18 protein-coding genes and 1 pseudogene are annotated in these 14,393 nt (G+C 59.6%); 17 read left to right on the top strand and 2 right to left on the bottom strand.

Annotation, left to right across the window (positions count from 1 at the left end):
• The first annotated feature begins 6 nt into the window (after nucleotides 1-6).
• The 17 genes and pseudogenes from TKWG_RS20185 (at nucleotide 7) to TKWG_RS20255 (ending at nucleotide 13,236) form a co-directional block, all read left to right on the top strand.
• A complete protein-coding gene (locus tag TKWG_RS20185) occupies nucleotides 7-258 on the top strand; it encodes an acyl carrier protein (protein WP_014752633.1) in 252 nt (83 codons plus the stop codon).
• 25 nt (nucleotides 259-283) lie between these two features.
• Entirely contained in the window at nucleotides 284-589 is a 306-nt protein-coding gene (locus TKWG_RS23760) for a hypothetical protein (RefSeq protein WP_171815198.1), read from the top strand.
• Nucleotides 586-843: a COG4648 family protein gene (locus TKWG_RS22060; RefSeq protein ID WP_014752635.1), complete on the top strand. Its 258-nt coding sequence runs from the start codon at nucleotides 586-588 to the stop codon at nucleotides 841-843. The genes TKWG_RS23760 and TKWG_RS22060 overlap by 4 nt, the downstream gene beginning before the upstream one ends.
• The gene (locus TKWG_RS20195) at nucleotides 840-2,612 is read left to right on the top strand and encodes an AMP-binding protein (protein WP_014752636.1); all 1,773 of its coding nucleotides are present in this window, start codon (nucleotides 840-842) and stop codon (nucleotides 2,610-2,612) included. Before TKWG_RS22060 ends, TKWG_RS20195 begins: the two co-directional genes overlap by 4 nt.
• Before the next feature lie 76 nt (nucleotides 2,613-2,688).
• The gene (locus TKWG_RS20200) at nucleotides 2,689-3,432 is read left to right on the top strand and encodes a glycosyltransferase family 2 protein (RefSeq protein WP_014752637.1); all 744 of its coding nucleotides are present in this window, start codon (nucleotides 2,689-2,691) and stop codon (nucleotides 3,430-3,432) included.
• Nucleotides 3,429-3,884 (top strand): family 2 glycosyl transferase, encoded by a 456-nt coding sequence (locus TKWG_RS24195; protein ID WP_014752638.1) that lies wholly within the window; start codon nucleotides 3,429-3,431, stop codon nucleotides 3,882-3,884. The genes TKWG_RS20200 and TKWG_RS24195 overlap by 4 nt, the downstream gene beginning before the upstream one ends.
• On the top strand, nucleotides 3,869-4,354 hold the full coding sequence (locus TKWG_RS24200; protein WP_014752639.1) for an LpxL/LpxP family acyltransferase: 486 nt from the start codon (nucleotides 3,869-3,871) through the stop codon (nucleotides 4,352-4,354). Before TKWG_RS24195 ends, TKWG_RS24200 begins: the two co-directional genes overlap by 16 nt.
• A complete protein-coding gene (locus TKWG_RS20210) occupies nucleotides 4,347-4,781 on the top strand; it encodes an acyl-CoA thioesterase (protein WP_014752640.1) in 435 nt (144 codons plus the stop codon). The genes TKWG_RS24200 and TKWG_RS20210 overlap by 8 nt, the downstream gene beginning before the upstream one ends.
• Before the next feature lie 59 nt (nucleotides 4,782-4,840).
• On the top strand, nucleotides 4,841-5,431 hold the full coding sequence (locus TKWG_RS20215) for an outer membrane lipoprotein carrier protein LolA (RefSeq protein ID WP_014752641.1): 591 nt from the start codon (nucleotides 4,841-4,843) through the stop codon (nucleotides 5,429-5,431).
• Nucleotides 5,421-5,603 carry a hypothetical protein gene (locus TKWG_RS20220; protein WP_014752642.1) on the top strand — a complete coding sequence of 61 codons (183 nt, stop codon included), beginning with the start codon at nucleotides 5,421-5,423 and terminating at the stop codon, nucleotides 5,601-5,603. Before TKWG_RS20215 ends, TKWG_RS20220 begins: the two co-directional genes overlap by 11 nt.
• 757 nt (nucleotides 5,604-6,360) lie before the next feature.
• On the top strand, nucleotides 6,361-7,758 hold the full coding sequence (locus tag TKWG_RS23765) for an MMPL family transporter (protein WP_171815199.1): 1,398 nt from the start codon (nucleotides 6,361-6,363) through the stop codon (nucleotides 7,756-7,758).
• Nucleotides 7,759-7,772: 14 nt separating this feature from the next.
• A pseudogene (locus tag TKWG_RS20230) lies at nucleotides 7,773-9,027 on the top strand (NAD(P)/FAD-dependent oxidoreductase).
• Complete coding sequence (locus TKWG_RS22080; RefSeq protein WP_014752647.1) at nucleotides 9,002-9,595, top strand: DUF3261 domain-containing protein; 594 nt, start codon at nucleotides 9,002-9,004, stop codon at nucleotides 9,593-9,595. The pseudogene TKWG_RS20230 and the gene TKWG_RS22080 overlap by 26 nt, the downstream one beginning before the upstream one ends.
• Entirely contained in the window at nucleotides 9,562-10,785 is a 1,224-nt protein-coding gene (locus tag TKWG_RS20240) for a beta-ketoacyl-ACP synthase (protein WP_238534262.1), read from the top strand. The genes TKWG_RS22080 and TKWG_RS20240 overlap by 34 nt, the downstream gene beginning before the upstream one ends.
• 2 nt (nucleotides 10,786-10,787) lie before the next feature.
• Complete coding sequence (locus TKWG_RS20245) at nucleotides 10,788-11,282, top strand: ApeP family dehydratase (protein ID WP_014752649.1); 495 nt, start codon at nucleotides 10,788-10,790, stop codon at nucleotides 11,280-11,282.
• Nucleotides 11,279-12,010 carry a 3-oxoacyl-ACP reductase FabG gene (fabG, locus tag TKWG_RS20250; RefSeq protein WP_014752650.1) on the top strand — a complete coding sequence of 244 codons (732 nt, stop codon included), beginning with the start codon at nucleotides 11,279-11,281 and terminating at the stop codon, nucleotides 12,008-12,010. The genes TKWG_RS20245 and fabG overlap by 4 nt, the downstream gene beginning before the upstream one ends.
• Nucleotides 12,010-13,236, top strand: a complete 1,227-nt coding sequence (locus TKWG_RS20255; protein WP_014752651.1) for a beta-ketoacyl-ACP synthase — start codon at nucleotides 12,010-12,012, stop codon at nucleotides 13,234-13,236. Before fabG ends, TKWG_RS20255 begins: the two co-directional genes overlap by 1 nt.
• A 101-nt stretch (nucleotides 13,237-13,337) precedes the next feature.
• On the opposite strand, the gene TKWG_RS23770 is transcribed toward TKWG_RS20255, so the two are convergent.
• Together TKWG_RS23770 and TKWG_RS22085 are read right to left on the bottom strand one after the other, a co-directional pair.
• Nucleotides 13,338-13,496 carry a hypothetical protein gene (locus TKWG_RS23770; RefSeq protein WP_171815200.1) on the bottom strand — a complete coding sequence of 53 codons (159 nt, stop codon included), beginning with the start codon at nucleotides 13,494-13,496 and terminating at the stop codon, nucleotides 13,338-13,340.
• Nucleotides 13,497-13,534: 38 nt separating this feature from the next.
• Entirely contained in the window at nucleotides 13,535-14,206 is a 672-nt protein-coding gene (locus TKWG_RS22085) for a 4'-phosphopantetheinyl transferase family protein (protein ID WP_014752653.1), read from the bottom strand.
• Between the last annotated feature and the right edge of the window lie 187 nt (nucleotides 14,207-14,393).

A 14,393-nucleotide genomic window follows, 5' to 3' on the forward strand; every position in this document is an offset into this window, starting at 1 on the left:
GCTACCATGAATCCATCAGACCATATTTATCAGACGCTCAAGACTGCACTGGTAGAGCTGTTTGAAATTGAACCCGAGCGTATCCGGCCTGATGCCGATCTGTACACTGATCTGAATATCGACAGCATCGACGCCATCGATCTGATAGACCATATCAAACGCGTCACCGGCCACAAGCTGCTGGCAGAAGATTTCCGCAGCGTGCGCACAGTGCAGGATGTCGTTGATGCCGTAATTCGTAAACTTGCTCCTGCATAAAGGTAGCGGGCCGGTGTTGTTCCGATTGCCGCGCAGTGCGCTGCGCCTGTTCAATCTGCTGGTGGTATTGACTTTGGCCGCCTATCCGTTTTTAGTCTATTACGGCAAGGAACGAATCGGGGCGCTGTGGATTACTGCCGGGCTGTTGCTGCTCTGGGGCGTGAAAAGCTTGCTAAGCCGCCAGCGCTGGCAGCAGATCGTCGCCGTGGCGCTGCTGGTCTGCGTCGTGTTGTTTCAGTTGACCGACAAATCGGGTTTCCTTTATTTTTACCCGGTCGTCATCAATCTGGTGCTGCTGGTGGTCTTTGCCGGCAGCTGTTTACCTCCATGAGTGTCGTCGAACGCATCGCACGCAGCCAGGAACCTAACCTGCCCCAATCGGCCGTCCCATACACCCGAACGGTGACAAAGATCTGGATCGCCTTTTTCATCCTGAACGGCAGCACCACTTATCTATTGTGGCAATCAGGCTACTTCCACGCCTGGTCGCTTTATACCGGTTTTATTTCCTATGTATTGATGGGACTGCTGTTTGCCGGGGAATGGCTTTACCGTCGACATTACAAACGGAAGCATTCAGTATGAACGAGGCTACCGACGGCATCCTGTTGCCTTTCCCCCATGCCGATTCGCTGGTCGCAACGCGCCCGGCCATGCGCCGCTCCCACTTCCAGGCCATTGTCAGTCAATTGCAACGGCAGTTGCAGACCCGCGGTTGCACGCATGCCGCCCTGTGGTTCGAGGACACCGCCCTGTTCAGTTGTGCCCTGCTTGGTTGCTGGGCCGCAGGCGTTCAGGTGTTGCTGGCGCCCGATCTACTGGACGATACCCGTGCCTGGGCACAGGCTGAGGCTACCTTGTGGATCAGCGATCAGGCGCTACCCGATGCGACTATGCCGGTATTGCGACTGGACGCCCTGGCACCGGCCACCCCTGATACGGCCCCCGATGTGTTCCAGGAACATGCAGATGGGCTGTTTTTGCCACTGCCAGCCGATGCCTGCGCCTTTTTGCGTACCTCGGGCTCCAGCGGCGCCCCCCGAGTGATCCGCAAGCGCTTTGCCCAATTGCACGCCGAAGCGCTTACCCTGATTCGTGCCTGGTCGCTGCATGCGCTGCCGGCCACGCTGATCGCCAGCGTCAGCCACCAGCATATGTACGGCCTGACATTCCGGGTCATGGTGCCTTTGCATGCCGGCCTGGTGCTGGACCGAATCCCATCGCGCTACCCCGAAACGCTGGCCGAGCAGACGCAGATGTACGAGCAATGCATCTGGATCACCAGCCCTGCCTTGTTGCAGCGACTGCCCGACAGCCTGCCCTGGTCCGCAATACTGCCGCGCCTGTCCCGCGTGGTGTCAGCCGGAGGCGTGCTGGCAGAGACAACCCGCAAGCGCTTGCTGCAGTGTCAATGGCCGCTGCATGAGATTTACGGCAGTACCGAAACCGGCGTGATTGCCACAAGACACGAGCAATCTGGCTGGACGCCATTGCCCGGTGTCCGGCTGCAAACAGATAGCGAAAACCGGCTTGCTGTTTGCTCACCATGGACCGACGGCACCGAGCAAACGGCCGATGTCATCAGTCGCAGCGACGAACACAGCTTCACGCTGCTGGGCCGCGCCGACCGCATTCTGAAGCTGGAAGACAAGCGCATTTCCCTGAACCGTGTGGAGCAGGCCGCCCTGGCCCATCTCTATGTCAGCGACATTCATTGCGCCCCCAGTCCGCTGGCCGGCCGGCTATGCGCGATGGTCGAACTCTCGGCCGAGGGCATCGCGGCCTTTCGGCAGCACGGGCGGCGTTATGTGATTCAGTCAGTTTCCGCCCTGGTGCGCAAGGCGGTAGATCCTCTGGCCGTGCCACGCCACTGGCGGTTTCCGCTGGCCTTGCCGCGCAATGCGCAATCGAAGATCACCCGGCAGCAGGTCCATGATTGCTTTACACAGCCGGTACGCGGCCCCCTGTGGGAACGCAGTGCAGCCGACGCATCGGCCAAGCCATCAGAAAACCCATCGGAGCGCCGCTTACCAACAGCGCCAAACACCGAATGGAGCCTGAGCGCCCGCATTCCCATGGATCTGGTCTATTTCCAGGGACATTTTCCGTCGTTTCCGCTAGTTCCCGGTGTGGTGCAACTGGGCTGGGCACTGGAGCAGGCCCGCGCCCGCAAACTGTGCCGCGGCGAAACCCAGCGCATTGAGAATCTGAAATTTCAGCATTTTTTACGCCCCGCCGATCCCTGCACAATGACGTTAAAATGGGATAATGACAAGCGTAAACTTTATTTCACCGTGCGCACCGGTGCGGCCATGACCGCGTCGGGACGCATTGCATTTGCCGATTCTGCCTGATCCCGTGCCTATCTTTGGAACCGCTGCCATGACAACACGAAAAACAGCCAGTACAGACGTGCTACGGTAAATACTTATGAATCGCACGATTGCCCTGATCCCCTTCTACAACCACCCGGACACCATCGAATCGGTGGTCGGGCAGTTGCGTGGCCACGGATTGCCGGTGCTCATCATTGATGACGGCTCCGATGCGCCCTCGCAACGCGTACTGGACGCGCTCAAAGCCGAGCCGCAAGTACATGTCCATCACCAGCCGGCCAATGGGGGTAAGGGCAGCGCCGTCAAGACCGGTTTCAGACTGGCCGATGCAATGGGCTACACCCATGCACTGCAAGTAGATGCGGACGGCCAGCATAATCTGGATGACATCCCCGCCTTTCTGGCGCTATCGGAACAACATCCCGACGCCGCCATATGCGGGCAGCCGGTGTATGGCAATGATATCCCCCCAGCGCGACTGCACGGCCGCAAGGTGACCCTGTTCTGGGTACATCTGCAGACCCTGTCGCGTTCCATTCCAGATGCCCTTTGCGGCTTCCGACTGTATCCGCTGGCTGCGGTCCGGTTCGTCAGCGACACCCCCTACCTGGGCAACTGGATGGATTTTGATCCGGAAATCCTGATGCACCTGTACTGGCGTCAAACACCGCTGCGCTGGATCCCAACCCGCGTCTCCTATGCGGCCGACGGCATCTCGCACTATCGCATGGTGCGCGACAATGTACTTATTACGCGCATGCATACCCGCAGTTGCCTGCATATGCTGCCGTTTCTGCCCTCGCTGTTGCGACGCGCCTTTTCCAAAGGTGAATCATGAGCGAACACTGGGCCGCCAAGCAGGAACGAGGCAATCTCTTTGCGCTCAGGCTGGTTGCCCGGCTGATCCGGTACTGCCCCATGTGGCTGCTGGCTATTCTGTCGCGTATCGTTGTGCTGTACTTCTTTATGACATCTCCCGCCGAGCGCCGCAATATTCGTGATTACCAGCAGCATTTACGGTCTTGGTCCGGCAGATCCGATTTGCTGCCCGCTTTTGCCCCGGTTTACCGGCAATTTGTCGCTTTCGGACAGGCGCTGGTCGATCGCTTTGCCGTCTGGCAGCAACGCCTGCGCTACGAACATATCGTCATTGAAGACCCTGAAGGCATTCACAGGGAAATGCTCTACGCGCAGGGGCGCGGGCAGATACTGATCTGCTCGCACCTGGCAACACAGAAATCAGCCGTGCACTGGTATCTCATCATAAGGGGCTGGTGCTCAATATCCTGATTCACAGCAAGCATGCTCAACGGTATAACGAAGTCATGGCAGACCTGGGGGCCGATAACGACATCCGCCTGCTGCAAGTGACCGAGCTGGACATCGACACCATGATGATGCTGCAACAACGGGTGGACAACGGGGAATGGATCGCCATTGCGGCAGACCGCGAGCCGGTGCGTGGCGAAAAGGTGGTTCCGGTCTCGTTCCTGGGCGACACGGTTGCCTTTCCACAGGGTCCCTGGCTGATGGCAGGCCTGCTCAAGGCCAGCGTCAATACATTGTTCTGCACGCGTCAGCAAGGCCGCTACATCTTGCACATCGAGCGCATGAGCGATCGCATTCAATGGACACGCCAGGATCGCGATGAAGTGATTCAATCATGGGTGCAGCGTTACGCCCAGCGCCTGGAACAGGTCTGCATGAAAGCGCCGCTGCAGTGGTTCAATTTCTATGATTTCTGGAAGCACAATGACTAAGCATCCGGGCCTGAGTATTTGCGTGCCCATGACGATTCCGTTTTTTGACGTTGATGCGATGCATATCGTCTGGCATGGCCATTATGTGAAATATCTGGAAATCGCCCGCTGCGCCCTGCTCGACAAGTTGGGCTACAACTACGACGCCATGCGTGCCGCCGGCTATGTCTGGCCGATCGTGACCATGCAACTGAAGTATGTACGCCCCGCTGTCTTTGGCCAACAGGTGTTGGTTGACGCCCACATTCGCGAATGGGAGTCGCGCTTGCGCATCGTGTATGTCATTACCGACGCGGCCTCGGGCGAGCGTCTGACACAGGCCGAAACCACTCAGGTGGCCGTATTGCTGGAGAATCGCGAAATGCAATTTGACACCCCGCAAGACTGGCAGGACATCATCCGCCGGGCGATGCAGTCGGAAGCCTGAAAATTTGTAGAGAGTATTTCTTTTATGCTATCATCAGATCCCTGTTGTCCCTATCGCACATGACTGCCGTACTGGCCCTGACCCTGCTTTGCACAGCCGCACAGGCCTTCTCGCTACAGGACTTGCAAAAGCAGCTGTCAGCCCATCAGACGGTGCAGGGCCACGTGCAGCAAAAACGTTACCTGCGATCACTTGAACAGCCACTACTAAGTCAGGGCCGATTCGTGATGGCAGCAGACAAGGGACTGCTTTGGGAAACACGCAGTCCGATAGCCAGCCTGATCCGTATTACGCCGGAGGGCATGATGCACCAGGATGGTGCGGGCCGCTGGCAACCACTGCAACAACAGGGAGCAGGCAGCCAGACCCAGATTCGGCTATTCATGGATCTGCTTTCGGGCAACACCCGCAGCCTGTCGGGACAATTTGCGCAAAGCCTGCAAGGCGATGCCCAAGGCTGGACCCTGACGCTGGACCCGGCATTGGCGGTATTGAAACAGATTTTCCAGCGCATTACGATCAAAGGCGCGCGCTCCATCGAGCAGGTGACCCTGGCCGAAACTCAGGGCGACAGGACCGAGATCCTGTTTTCGAACCTGCGCATCAACCAACCCCTGCCTGCCACAGATCAAGATGCGCTTGAACGCTGAACGAGGCTGGGCAGCGCTTTATATCCTGGGATTGCTGGGGCTGCTGCTGTACGCGGCCTGGCAGCTCGCGTTTCGCCAACCGGTGCATACCGACCTGTTGACGCTGCTGCCACCCGATGGCGCGCAGAGTGAAATACAGACCAGGCGCAGGATAACATCCGACAGACACTGAACCGGCAGATTATTGTGCTGACCGGCGCCACCGAACCGGCCCGAGCCCTGGCTGCCGCGCAAAAACAGGCGCAGCAATGGTCCGCCAGCGCCTTGTTCGAGCGTGTGGATCTGCATGTGGCCACCGATCTGGACCAGCTACGCCAGGAACTGCGCCGCATGGACCAGGCGGGCCTGCCACCGCAGGCGCGGCAAGCATTGGCGCGCGACCCGCAGGCGTGGTTTGGCCAGCGTGCGCAGCGCATCATGTCGCCGCTGGGCGAGCAGACACTGATTGCCGCAGATCAGGACTGGCTGGGGTTTGCCGCCCAGTTGTCAGGCAAGCTGCAGGCAGGCGCTGCCGTTCATTACGACATTGCAAGCAATACCATGCAAGTGCAGGCCGACAATCGCACCTGGTATCTGATGCGCGCGCAACTGACCGGCACCGATCAGCGTGGTCGCGATGAACAGTTACTGGCGCTCATCGACCAGACCCAACAGCAGGCCGCACAGCAGGAAGTCCGCGTATTGATGGCCGGTGGCGCGATCTACAGCGCACAGGGTAAGGCCGAAGGCGGCCAGGAAAGCACCTGGATGAGTATCACCGGCAGTACACTAACCGTCCTGTTTCTGCTGCTGATGTTCCGCTCATCGCGCATTCTGCTGCTGGCGCTGCCGGTGGCGGCCGGTCTGCTGGCCGGCTTTGCCGCCTGCATTGCCCTGCTGGGCTCCATTCACATTCTCACGCTCATTATCGGCACCAGCCTGGTCGGCTGGTGGTTGATTTTCCGCTGCATTGGCTCAGCCACGCCACGCTTGATGCCCGGTGGCAGCCCTGGCCAGCCGTCAGGCGCGTTGCGCGTCCCTTTATCATCAGTCTGGCCGTTACCGTTACCGGTTACCTGTTCCTGCTGCTAACACCCCTGCCGATCCTGCAACAGACTGCCGTCTTCTCGTCGGCCGCCGTCATCAGTACCTTTCTGTTTACGCGTCTGCTGCTGCCGGCCCTGTTCAATCACTGGCGACCGCGCCCAACCCCGGGATTGATGCCGCTTCTGGACAACCTGCGCCATGGTATACGTGGCGCAGGCGAGCGCATCCGGCATACACCCTTGCTCGCAATACTGCTGCTGGCCGTGGCCGGTAGCGGGCTGTATCTGAGCAACTGGCAGGACGATATCCGCAACTGGGTAAACACGCCGCAACCGCTGCTCACCCAGGCCATGGAAGTGGGCCGCCTGACCGGCATCGAACCCACCAGCCAGTACTTCATTGTGCAGGCCGCAGACCAGGAAAGCCTGCTGCAAACCGAACAGCGCCTGTCTGCCAGGCTGGACGCACTGATTGCCCAGGGGCAGTTGCGCAACTATCGCGCCATCAGTCAGTGGATCAACCCGCCGAGCGAACAGCAGGCCCTCAAAGCCACGCTGGCGACACTGTCGCAGCAGCCCCAGGCCTGGCGCGCGCTGCGTGCGCTGGGTGTACCCGATAGCGCTTTGCGAGCCGAACTCAAGCGTCGCCAGGCGCAACCGGTGCTGACCATTGAACAGTCATTGCGCGGCACCCTGGCCGAACCCTGGCGCGCCCTATGGCTGGGACCGGACGAACAGGGCCGGCCCAGCAGCATGATCACCATGAACGGCCTGCAGGATCCCGCTGTGCTGGCGGCGCTCATGCAAAACATGCCTGGTGTGACACTGGTGGACCAGCGCAGTCATATCAATACCCTCTTTGCCCAGACCCGCCTGGAAGCCATCATCCTGAAACTGCTCTCCTATACCGTCGGGTTTCTCATCCTGTATCGTGTATTCGGCACGCGACCTGCCTTGCGAATATTGCTGGTACCGCTATCGGCCTCGATCACGGTGATGAGCCTGTCGGGGCTGATCGGCATGCCCCTGAATCTGTTTTGCATTTTCGGGCTGCTGCTGGTGACCGCCATCGGCATCGACTATGCGGTTTACGCCTATACGCCTGCGTTGCCTGCCGAAGAAAAAGCCGCCGGAATCTTCATGACCTCGGTCACCACGATGATTACCTTTGGCCTGCTCTACTTCAGTTCCACGCCCGCCGTGGCCACGTTCGGCCTGAGTGTGGTGCTGGGAGTGCTATGCAACGTCATATATACTTTCTGGTATATGCGCGCATTTCTGACACCTGAATCTGAACCCTGAATGAGTCATTATTAATGAAAACATCCAGCTTACCCACCAGTACCGACGTTGCCATCATCGGCGCCGGGCCTCCGGATCGGTTGCCGCCGCCCTGTTACGCCAGCGCGGCTGGCAAGTGTGCGTGCTCGAACGCCAGCATTTCCCGCGGTTTTCCATTGGCGAAAGCTGCTGCCCTATTGCATGGAAATCCTCAAGGAAGCCGATTTGTTGCAGGCCGTCAATGATGGCGGCTTCCAGATCAAAAATGGCGCTGCCTTCACCTGGGGAGATCGGGAGAGCGTGATTGATTTTCGTGACAAGTTCACGGCTGGGCCGGGCACGACCTTTCAGGTAGAGCGCGCGAAATTTGACCAGATTCTAATTCAGGAAGCGCAAAAAAAGGGGGTACAAGTCTGGTTCGGCCATACCGTCACTCATATGACAAGCACGCCAGAACACGCCACGCTCTCGGTCTCTACCGATCAGGATGAGTCCTATACACTGCAGGCCCGCTTCGTGCTTGACGCCAGCGGCTATGGGCGCGTGCTGCCACGCCTGCTGGATCTGGAACAACCGTCGACATTCCCCATGCGCGAAGCCTGGTTTACCCATATCCAGGACAATATCAGCGATCCGGCCTTCGACCGTGAAAAAATCGTCATCGCCACCCATCCGCAAGACCGTGCCATCTGGATGTGGCTGATTCCGTTCAGCCACGGCCGCTGCTCCATCGGCGTCGTCGGCGAGCCCAGCCACCTGGCAATGAACGGACGGCAGCCGCTGCCCTTCCTGCAGGCCATGACAAATGAAATACCACGCCTGCGCCAGCTGCTGGCCGACGCCCAATGGGATACTCCGGTCAATCCGCTGCGCGGCTATTCGGCCAATGTAACAAGCCTGTATGGTCAGCGCTTTGCGCTGCTGGGCAATGCTGCCGAATTTCTTGACCCGGTCTTCTCTTCGGGTGTCACCATTGCCATGCACTCGGCCAAACTGGCTACTGCGCTCATAGACAAAACCCTGCGCGGCCAGACAGCAGACTGGCAAACCGACTTTGCCGACGCTCTGCGCGTGGGCATCGACACCTTCAGGACCTACGTTGCCGGTTGGTACGACTGCAGTTTTCAGGATGTTATATACTCCAGACAAATCAACCAGGATATCCGGCGCATGATTGCCGCCATCCTGGCCGGGTATGCGTGGGATACGCGCAACCCCTATGTTGAAAAATCAAAACGGCGACTCAAAGCGCTGGCGGAGATATGTGGTGAAGCACAACTGGATACCTGATCGCAGCCTTGCCGGTGCCTGGCTGGGCATGCTGCTGATGCTGCTATTGGCCGGTTGCGCCACCACATCGATCCTGCCGCGCCCGTACAACGAACCCGCACAGCTGCAATCCTACAAACTGAGCCTGGTCACCGCGCCCGGCCAGACCGAGGATAGCCTGCTGATCGTGCAGCCAGAAGCCGCAGGCGCCAGCCGCTGGATTCAGACCAATGCATTGGGCGCGCCGCTGGCCCGCCTGTCGCTGCGCGACGGCCAATGGACGACCGATGGCTTTGCCCCGCCCAATCGGCGTGCTCGCCAGCTGTTCGAGGCCATTATTGCCGCGCAGGTTCCCCAGGCACAATGGCCTGCCGCCTATCCCGGTATTGACATCAACAAGACAGAGGCCAGCACCGGACCGGTTTATACCTTCCGTGACCAGGGGACAATGCTCTGGTCGCTGCAACTGCCGTCCGCACGCAATACCACGGGAAAGCAGCCAACAGACACCACCGCTGCTGCGACCACCGGTATTACGCTACCGGACCGCAGCCAATGGAATCTGACCCCTCTGCCAGCAAGATCATGAGAAGTTACCTGAGTCCGCCCGCCACGGTCAGCGCATTGGGGCTGACCTTTGCAGACACCATGCAGGCCCTATTCGACACCACCGTATCGCCATTGGTACCGGAAACCCAATGGGTTGCCGGCAAGACCATTTATACCGGTCGCCCGGCGGTGGCGCCCCCGCCGCTGCCTGTGGGCACCCCGGCGCATTTCAATACGCATAACAACCGCCTATTGTGGCAGGCAGCCAGTCAATTACAGGAGCCCATCGAACGCGCCCGCACTCAGTATGGCGGACAACGGATTGGCGTCATTATCGGCACCACCACCACGGGCGTCGACGATAACTACCCGGCCTTTCTTGCCTTTGCCCACGACGGGCACTGGGACAAAGACCTGTACCGGCACGAGCGCCAACTGCTGTCGGCGCCGGCCGATTTCCTGGCTCATCATTTCGGCCTGGGCGGCCCGGTCTATAGCATTTCCACCGCCTGCACGTCCGGCGCCCGCGCCATTATTACGGCGCATCGCCTGCTGGCCAGCGGCCTGTGCGATGCCGTAGTCTGCGGCGGCGTAGATTCTCTGGCCCACCTCACAATCAATGGCTTTGACTCCCTGCAGGCGCTGTCTGCCGGCGTTGCCAATCCGTTTTCGATCAACCGCGAGGGTATCAATATCGGCGAGGCAGCCGCCCTTTTTGTGATGACCCGGCAAGCGGCCGATGGCCTGCCCCTGCTGGGCTATGGCAATAGCGCCGACGCCTGGCATATGTCCTCGCCCGACCCCAAGGCCACCGGCGCCATTCTTGCCATCCGCCAGGCGCTGGCGCAGGCCGGCTGCGCGGCAGACGATATCGGCTGGGTCAATCTGCACGGTACCGCGACCGAGCTGAACGACAGCATGGAAAGCCTGGCCATGGCGACCTGCTTTCCAGAAGGTGTTCCCTGCACCAGCACCAAACCGCTCACCGGTCATACGCTGGGGGCGGCCGGCGCGCTGGAAGCGGCGCTGCTGTGGGGTGTCATCCACCCCGACTACAATAGAGGCGGACAGTTACCGGCGCAGCACTGGGACGGACAGGCAGACCCGGCGCTGCCTGCGATTGCGCTGACAGACAGCCAGTCCATTTGGCAAAAGCAGCCGCGCATCGGCATGAGCCTGTCCTTCGCCTTTGGCGGCAACAACGCCGTTCTGATATTGGGAGAGGGCTGACAATGCAGACGCCCATACGCCATCTTGCGCCGTTACTGCCGCATGCCGGCAGCATGATCCTGCTTGACGAAATCGTCGCCTACTCCGATTCGCAGTTGCAGGCCCTGGCCCGCATTGGACCCGATCACCTATTCCTGGATGAGAACGGGCAGTTACCCATGTGGTGCGCCATTGAAATCATGGCGCAGGGCGTGGCCGCGTTGGCCGGCTGTCATGCACACGATGCCGGCCAGCCACCGAAGCTGGGCTTTCTGCTCGGCAGCCGCCAGATCGATATCCTGCGTCCTACCGTGGCGCAGGGCAGCCTGCTATGTGTACAGGTCGAGGCCTCAACGCGTGACGAGGCCAGCGGCTTTGGCGTGTTCGACTGTCGCCTGTCCCTGCTGCATGAACCTGGCGACGCAAACACCGACAGCGCAGAAACGGTTGCCACGGCCAGACTGAGCGTATTTAGTCCGCCAGATATTGAACACTATTTACAGGAGCAAATAGCATGACCGCTTCCCGTATTTTTGTCACCGGATCCAGCCGGGGTATCGGCAAAGCCATTGCCCTTGATCTGGCGCAGGCAGGCTTCGATATCACCCTGCACTGCCGCCAGCGACGGCAAGAGGCCGAGCAGGTCGCCGAACAAATCCAGGCCCTGGGCCGGGCGGCAGACATACTTCAATTCGACGTATCTGATCGCCAGGCCTGCAGGCAGGCGCTGGAAACATACCTGGAAAGCCATGACGCATTCTATGGGGTTGTGCTGAATGCCGGGCTGACGCGCGATAACGCCTTTCCTGCCTTCACTGATGAAGACTGGGATCAGGTGCTCGATACCAACCTGGGCGGCTTTTATAATGTGCTGCACCCACTGATCATGCCCATGATTCGCCGGCGCAAACCGGGCCGCATCGTCTGCATGGCCTCGGTATCGGGGCTTATCGGCAACCGCGGACAGGTCAACTACAGCGCCTCCAAGGCCGGCCTGATCGGTGCAGCCAAGGCGCTGGCCGTGGAGCTGGCCAAACGTCGCATTACCGTCAATTGCGTGGCGCCCGGGCTGATTGATACGGATATGCTTGACCAGCAGGTGCCTGTTGAAGAAATCCTGAAAATGATTCCGGCCCAGCGCGCCGGCAATCCCGAAGAAGTGGCTGCGGCCGTCACCTTTCTGATGTCCGAAAAAGCGGGATACATTACCCGCCAGGTGCTTTCGGTCAACGGAGGGTTGTGCTGATGAAGCGTGTCGTTGTAACGGGCATCGGCGGCGTTACTGCGCTGGGCAACAGCTGGCCACAGATCCGGCAAGCCTTTACCGAGGGACGCAGCGCGATATGCGCCATGCCCGAATGGGATCGTTATACTGAACTGAACACCCGTCTGGCCGCTCCCATTGTCAACTATCAATACCCAACGCACTGGCAACGCAAGCAGTTGCGCAGCCTGGGCAGGGTATCGCAGTTGTGCGTGGACGCCGCCGAACGCGCCCTGGCCGACGCCGGCCTGCTGGGCGATCCACTTATCCAGTCCGGCGCCATGGGCGTGGCCTGCGGGTCGTCCACGGGCAGTACCGAAGACGTCAGGGCCCTGGCGGCACTGCTCATGCATGGCCAATCGCATGGGGTCAATGCCAACACCTATGTGCGCATGATGCCGCACACCACGGCAGCCAACATTGGTATTTTCTTCGGCCTCAAGGGACGTATCATCCCCACCTCCAGTGCCTGCACGTCGGGCAGCCAGGGTATCGGCTACGCATACGAAGCCATCAAATACGGGCTGATTCCCTTGATGCTCGGCGGCGGTGGTGAAGAACTGTGCCCCAGCGAAGCCTACGTGTTCGATTCCCTGTACGCCACCAGCCAGCGTAACAGCGCGCCGCACACCTCACCACGCCCCTACGACCGGGATCGCGACGGACTGGTGATTGGCGAAGGCGCCTGCATGTTCGTCCTGGAAGAGCGCGATCACGCCCTGGCGCGGGGCGCGCGCATATACGCAGAAATTGTCGGGTTCGGCAGCAATTCGGACGGTGCCCATATTACCCGTCCCCAGGCTGACACCATGCACCGGGCCATGACCCTTGCCATTGAAGACGCAGGCATACACGCCGAACAAATCGGCTATGTTAACGGTCACGGCACGGCAACCGAACAGGGTGATATCGCTGAATCACATGCTACGGCAGCATTGTTTGGCGAGCGCGCGGTCATCAGTTCGCAAAAAAGTTTCCTGGGCCACACCCTTGGCGCCTGCGGCGCACTGGAATCCTGGTTTTCCATTGCCATGATGCACGACCGTGCGTTTGTGCCCACCCTGAATCTGGACAATGTGGATCCACGCTGCGCGCAACTGGACTACCTGCAGCATGACTGGCGCGAAATTGATACCGAATATGTGATGAATAATAACTTTGCTTTCGGCGGCATTAATACTTCGCTGATATTTCGCAGGCAAGACTAAAAAGACCAAAGGGAAAGGCTGAAGGGCCAAAACCTGCAAGCTGCAAACAGCAATCACCACGCCGGAATTATCACAACGGACGCGTCAACAGAGCGCTGCCATCAGCCCTGGGTCTGCGGCCCGACACCAAAAACCACGGGCTGTGCTAGCGGCAGGATACGCGCCTGGCCCGGCGTTGCCTGCCTGGCGAGCATTCTGATTGGCGTACATAGATCCTGAACAGGCCACACCATCGCCATCATCCAATTGTCACCAATCATGGCCGATAAGCCGTGCCATTGCCGGTCTCCCAGGCCAATCAAACGCCAGGATTGCGCCCCCGCCGCGGATACCCCTGATGCATCGTGCGCGTCATGTGCCTTACGCTGTGGCATCTGCAGGCACGGGCAACGTCCCCGGGCAATGATCCGGTTGTGGCGGCAGCAACGCCACCTGTTGCCGGCGTGACGCATGCACCAGGCCTGATCCCTACCCGCAGCATGTCCGCTGGAAAATCGCCGCCCACTGCTTTGACCAGCGCTTCCTTGAGTGTCCATAGCCGGAAAAAAAAGCGGGTCCTGTCCTGTCCCTGCAGTGTGCGCAGCAACCGCATTTCATCCTCCTGGGCGACAAGCTCGCCCAGGGCCAGCTCATCAATGACGCGTATCCGCTCCAGATCAACGCCCATCTGCTCATGCTGTGAAGATGCCGCCCACAGGGCGTGACCGGCACTGTGCGACAGGCTGGATGACCGATAGGGATCAAGCAGACGGCGCTGCAAGGAACGACTGACACGCCATTCGTAGGCCTTGCGCGCACTCAGGCGAGCCGCCTCACGGGCGCGATCCTCTGGATTCAGCGCCAACGGGTCGTACTCTACCTGCAAGGCCGGACCGGCAAACCACAGTTGCAGCAGCGCCGGCTGATCTGAAACGGAAAATGGCATGAACAACGTAACCGAAATGGCAATGGTCCCATTGTACGTATTCATGCCATTTGCAGGCGCATCTTTGATAAATGATTTTGATGGATTGCTGCCTCACACCCGGCTTTCGGGTTCAATGATGCCCTCTTGGCTAACCGCGACGGCGCACTTGACGTGAAACCAAGGCCCCGTAGTTTGCCTCCCGACACAGGGAAAGCATCCGGAAAACCGTTTCAACATTTTCGCAACAAGC

Origin of the sequence: Advenella kashmirensis WT001, assembly GCF_000219915.2 — a bacterium.
GTDB classification, from domain to species: domain Bacteria; phylum Pseudomonadota; class Gammaproteobacteria; order Burkholderiales; family Burkholderiaceae_B; genus Advenella; species Advenella kashmirensis.

Bases quoted from the DNA above. Each gene is read 5' to 3' on its own strand.
- TKWG_RS20185 (WP_014752633.1), top strand. From the start codon at position 7: ATGAATCCATCAGACCATATTTATCAGACGCTCAAGACTGCACTGGTA.
- TKWG_RS22060 (WP_014752635.1), top strand. From the start codon at position 586: ATGAGTGTCGTCGAACGCATCGCACGCAGCCAGGAACCTAACCTGCCC.
- TKWG_RS20195 (WP_014752636.1), top strand. From the start codon at position 840: ATGAACGAGGCTACCGACGGCATCCTGTTGCCTTTCCCCCATGCCGAT.
- TKWG_RS20200 (WP_014752637.1), top strand. From the start codon at position 2,689: ATGAATCGCACGATTGCCCTGATCCCCTTCTACAACCACCCGGACACC.
- TKWG_RS24195 (WP_014752638.1), top strand. From the start codon at position 3,429: ATGAGCGAACACTGGGCCGCCAAGCAGGAACGAGGCAATCTCTTTGCG.
- TKWG_RS20210 (WP_014752640.1), top strand. From the start codon at position 4,347: ATGACTAAGCATCCGGGCCTGAGTATTTGCGTGCCCATGACGATTCCG.
- TKWG_RS20215 (WP_014752641.1), top strand. From the start codon at position 4,841: ATGACTGCCGTACTGGCCCTGACCCTGCTTTGCACAGCCGCACAGGCC.
- TKWG_RS20240 (WP_238534262.1), top strand. From the start codon at position 9,562: ATGGAATCTGACCCCTCTGCCAGCAAGATCATGAGAAGTTACCTGAGT.
- TKWG_RS20245 (WP_014752649.1), top strand. From the start codon at position 10,788: ATGCAGACGCCCATACGCCATCTTGCGCCGTTACTGCCGCATGCCGGC.
- fabG (WP_014752650.1), top strand. From the start codon at position 11,279: ATGACCGCTTCCCGTATTTTTGTCACCGGATCCAGCCGGGGTATCGGC.
- TKWG_RS20255 (WP_014752651.1), top strand. From the start codon at position 12,010: ATGAAGCGTGTCGTTGTAACGGGCATCGGCGGCGTTACTGCGCTGGGC.
- TKWG_RS23770 (WP_171815200.1), bottom strand. From the start codon at position 13,496: ATGATTGGTGACAATTGGATGATGGCGATGGTGTGGCCTGTTCAGGAT.
- TKWG_RS22085 (WP_014752653.1), bottom strand. From the start codon at position 14,206: ATGAATACGTACAATGGGACCATTGCCATTTCGGTTACGTTGTTCATG.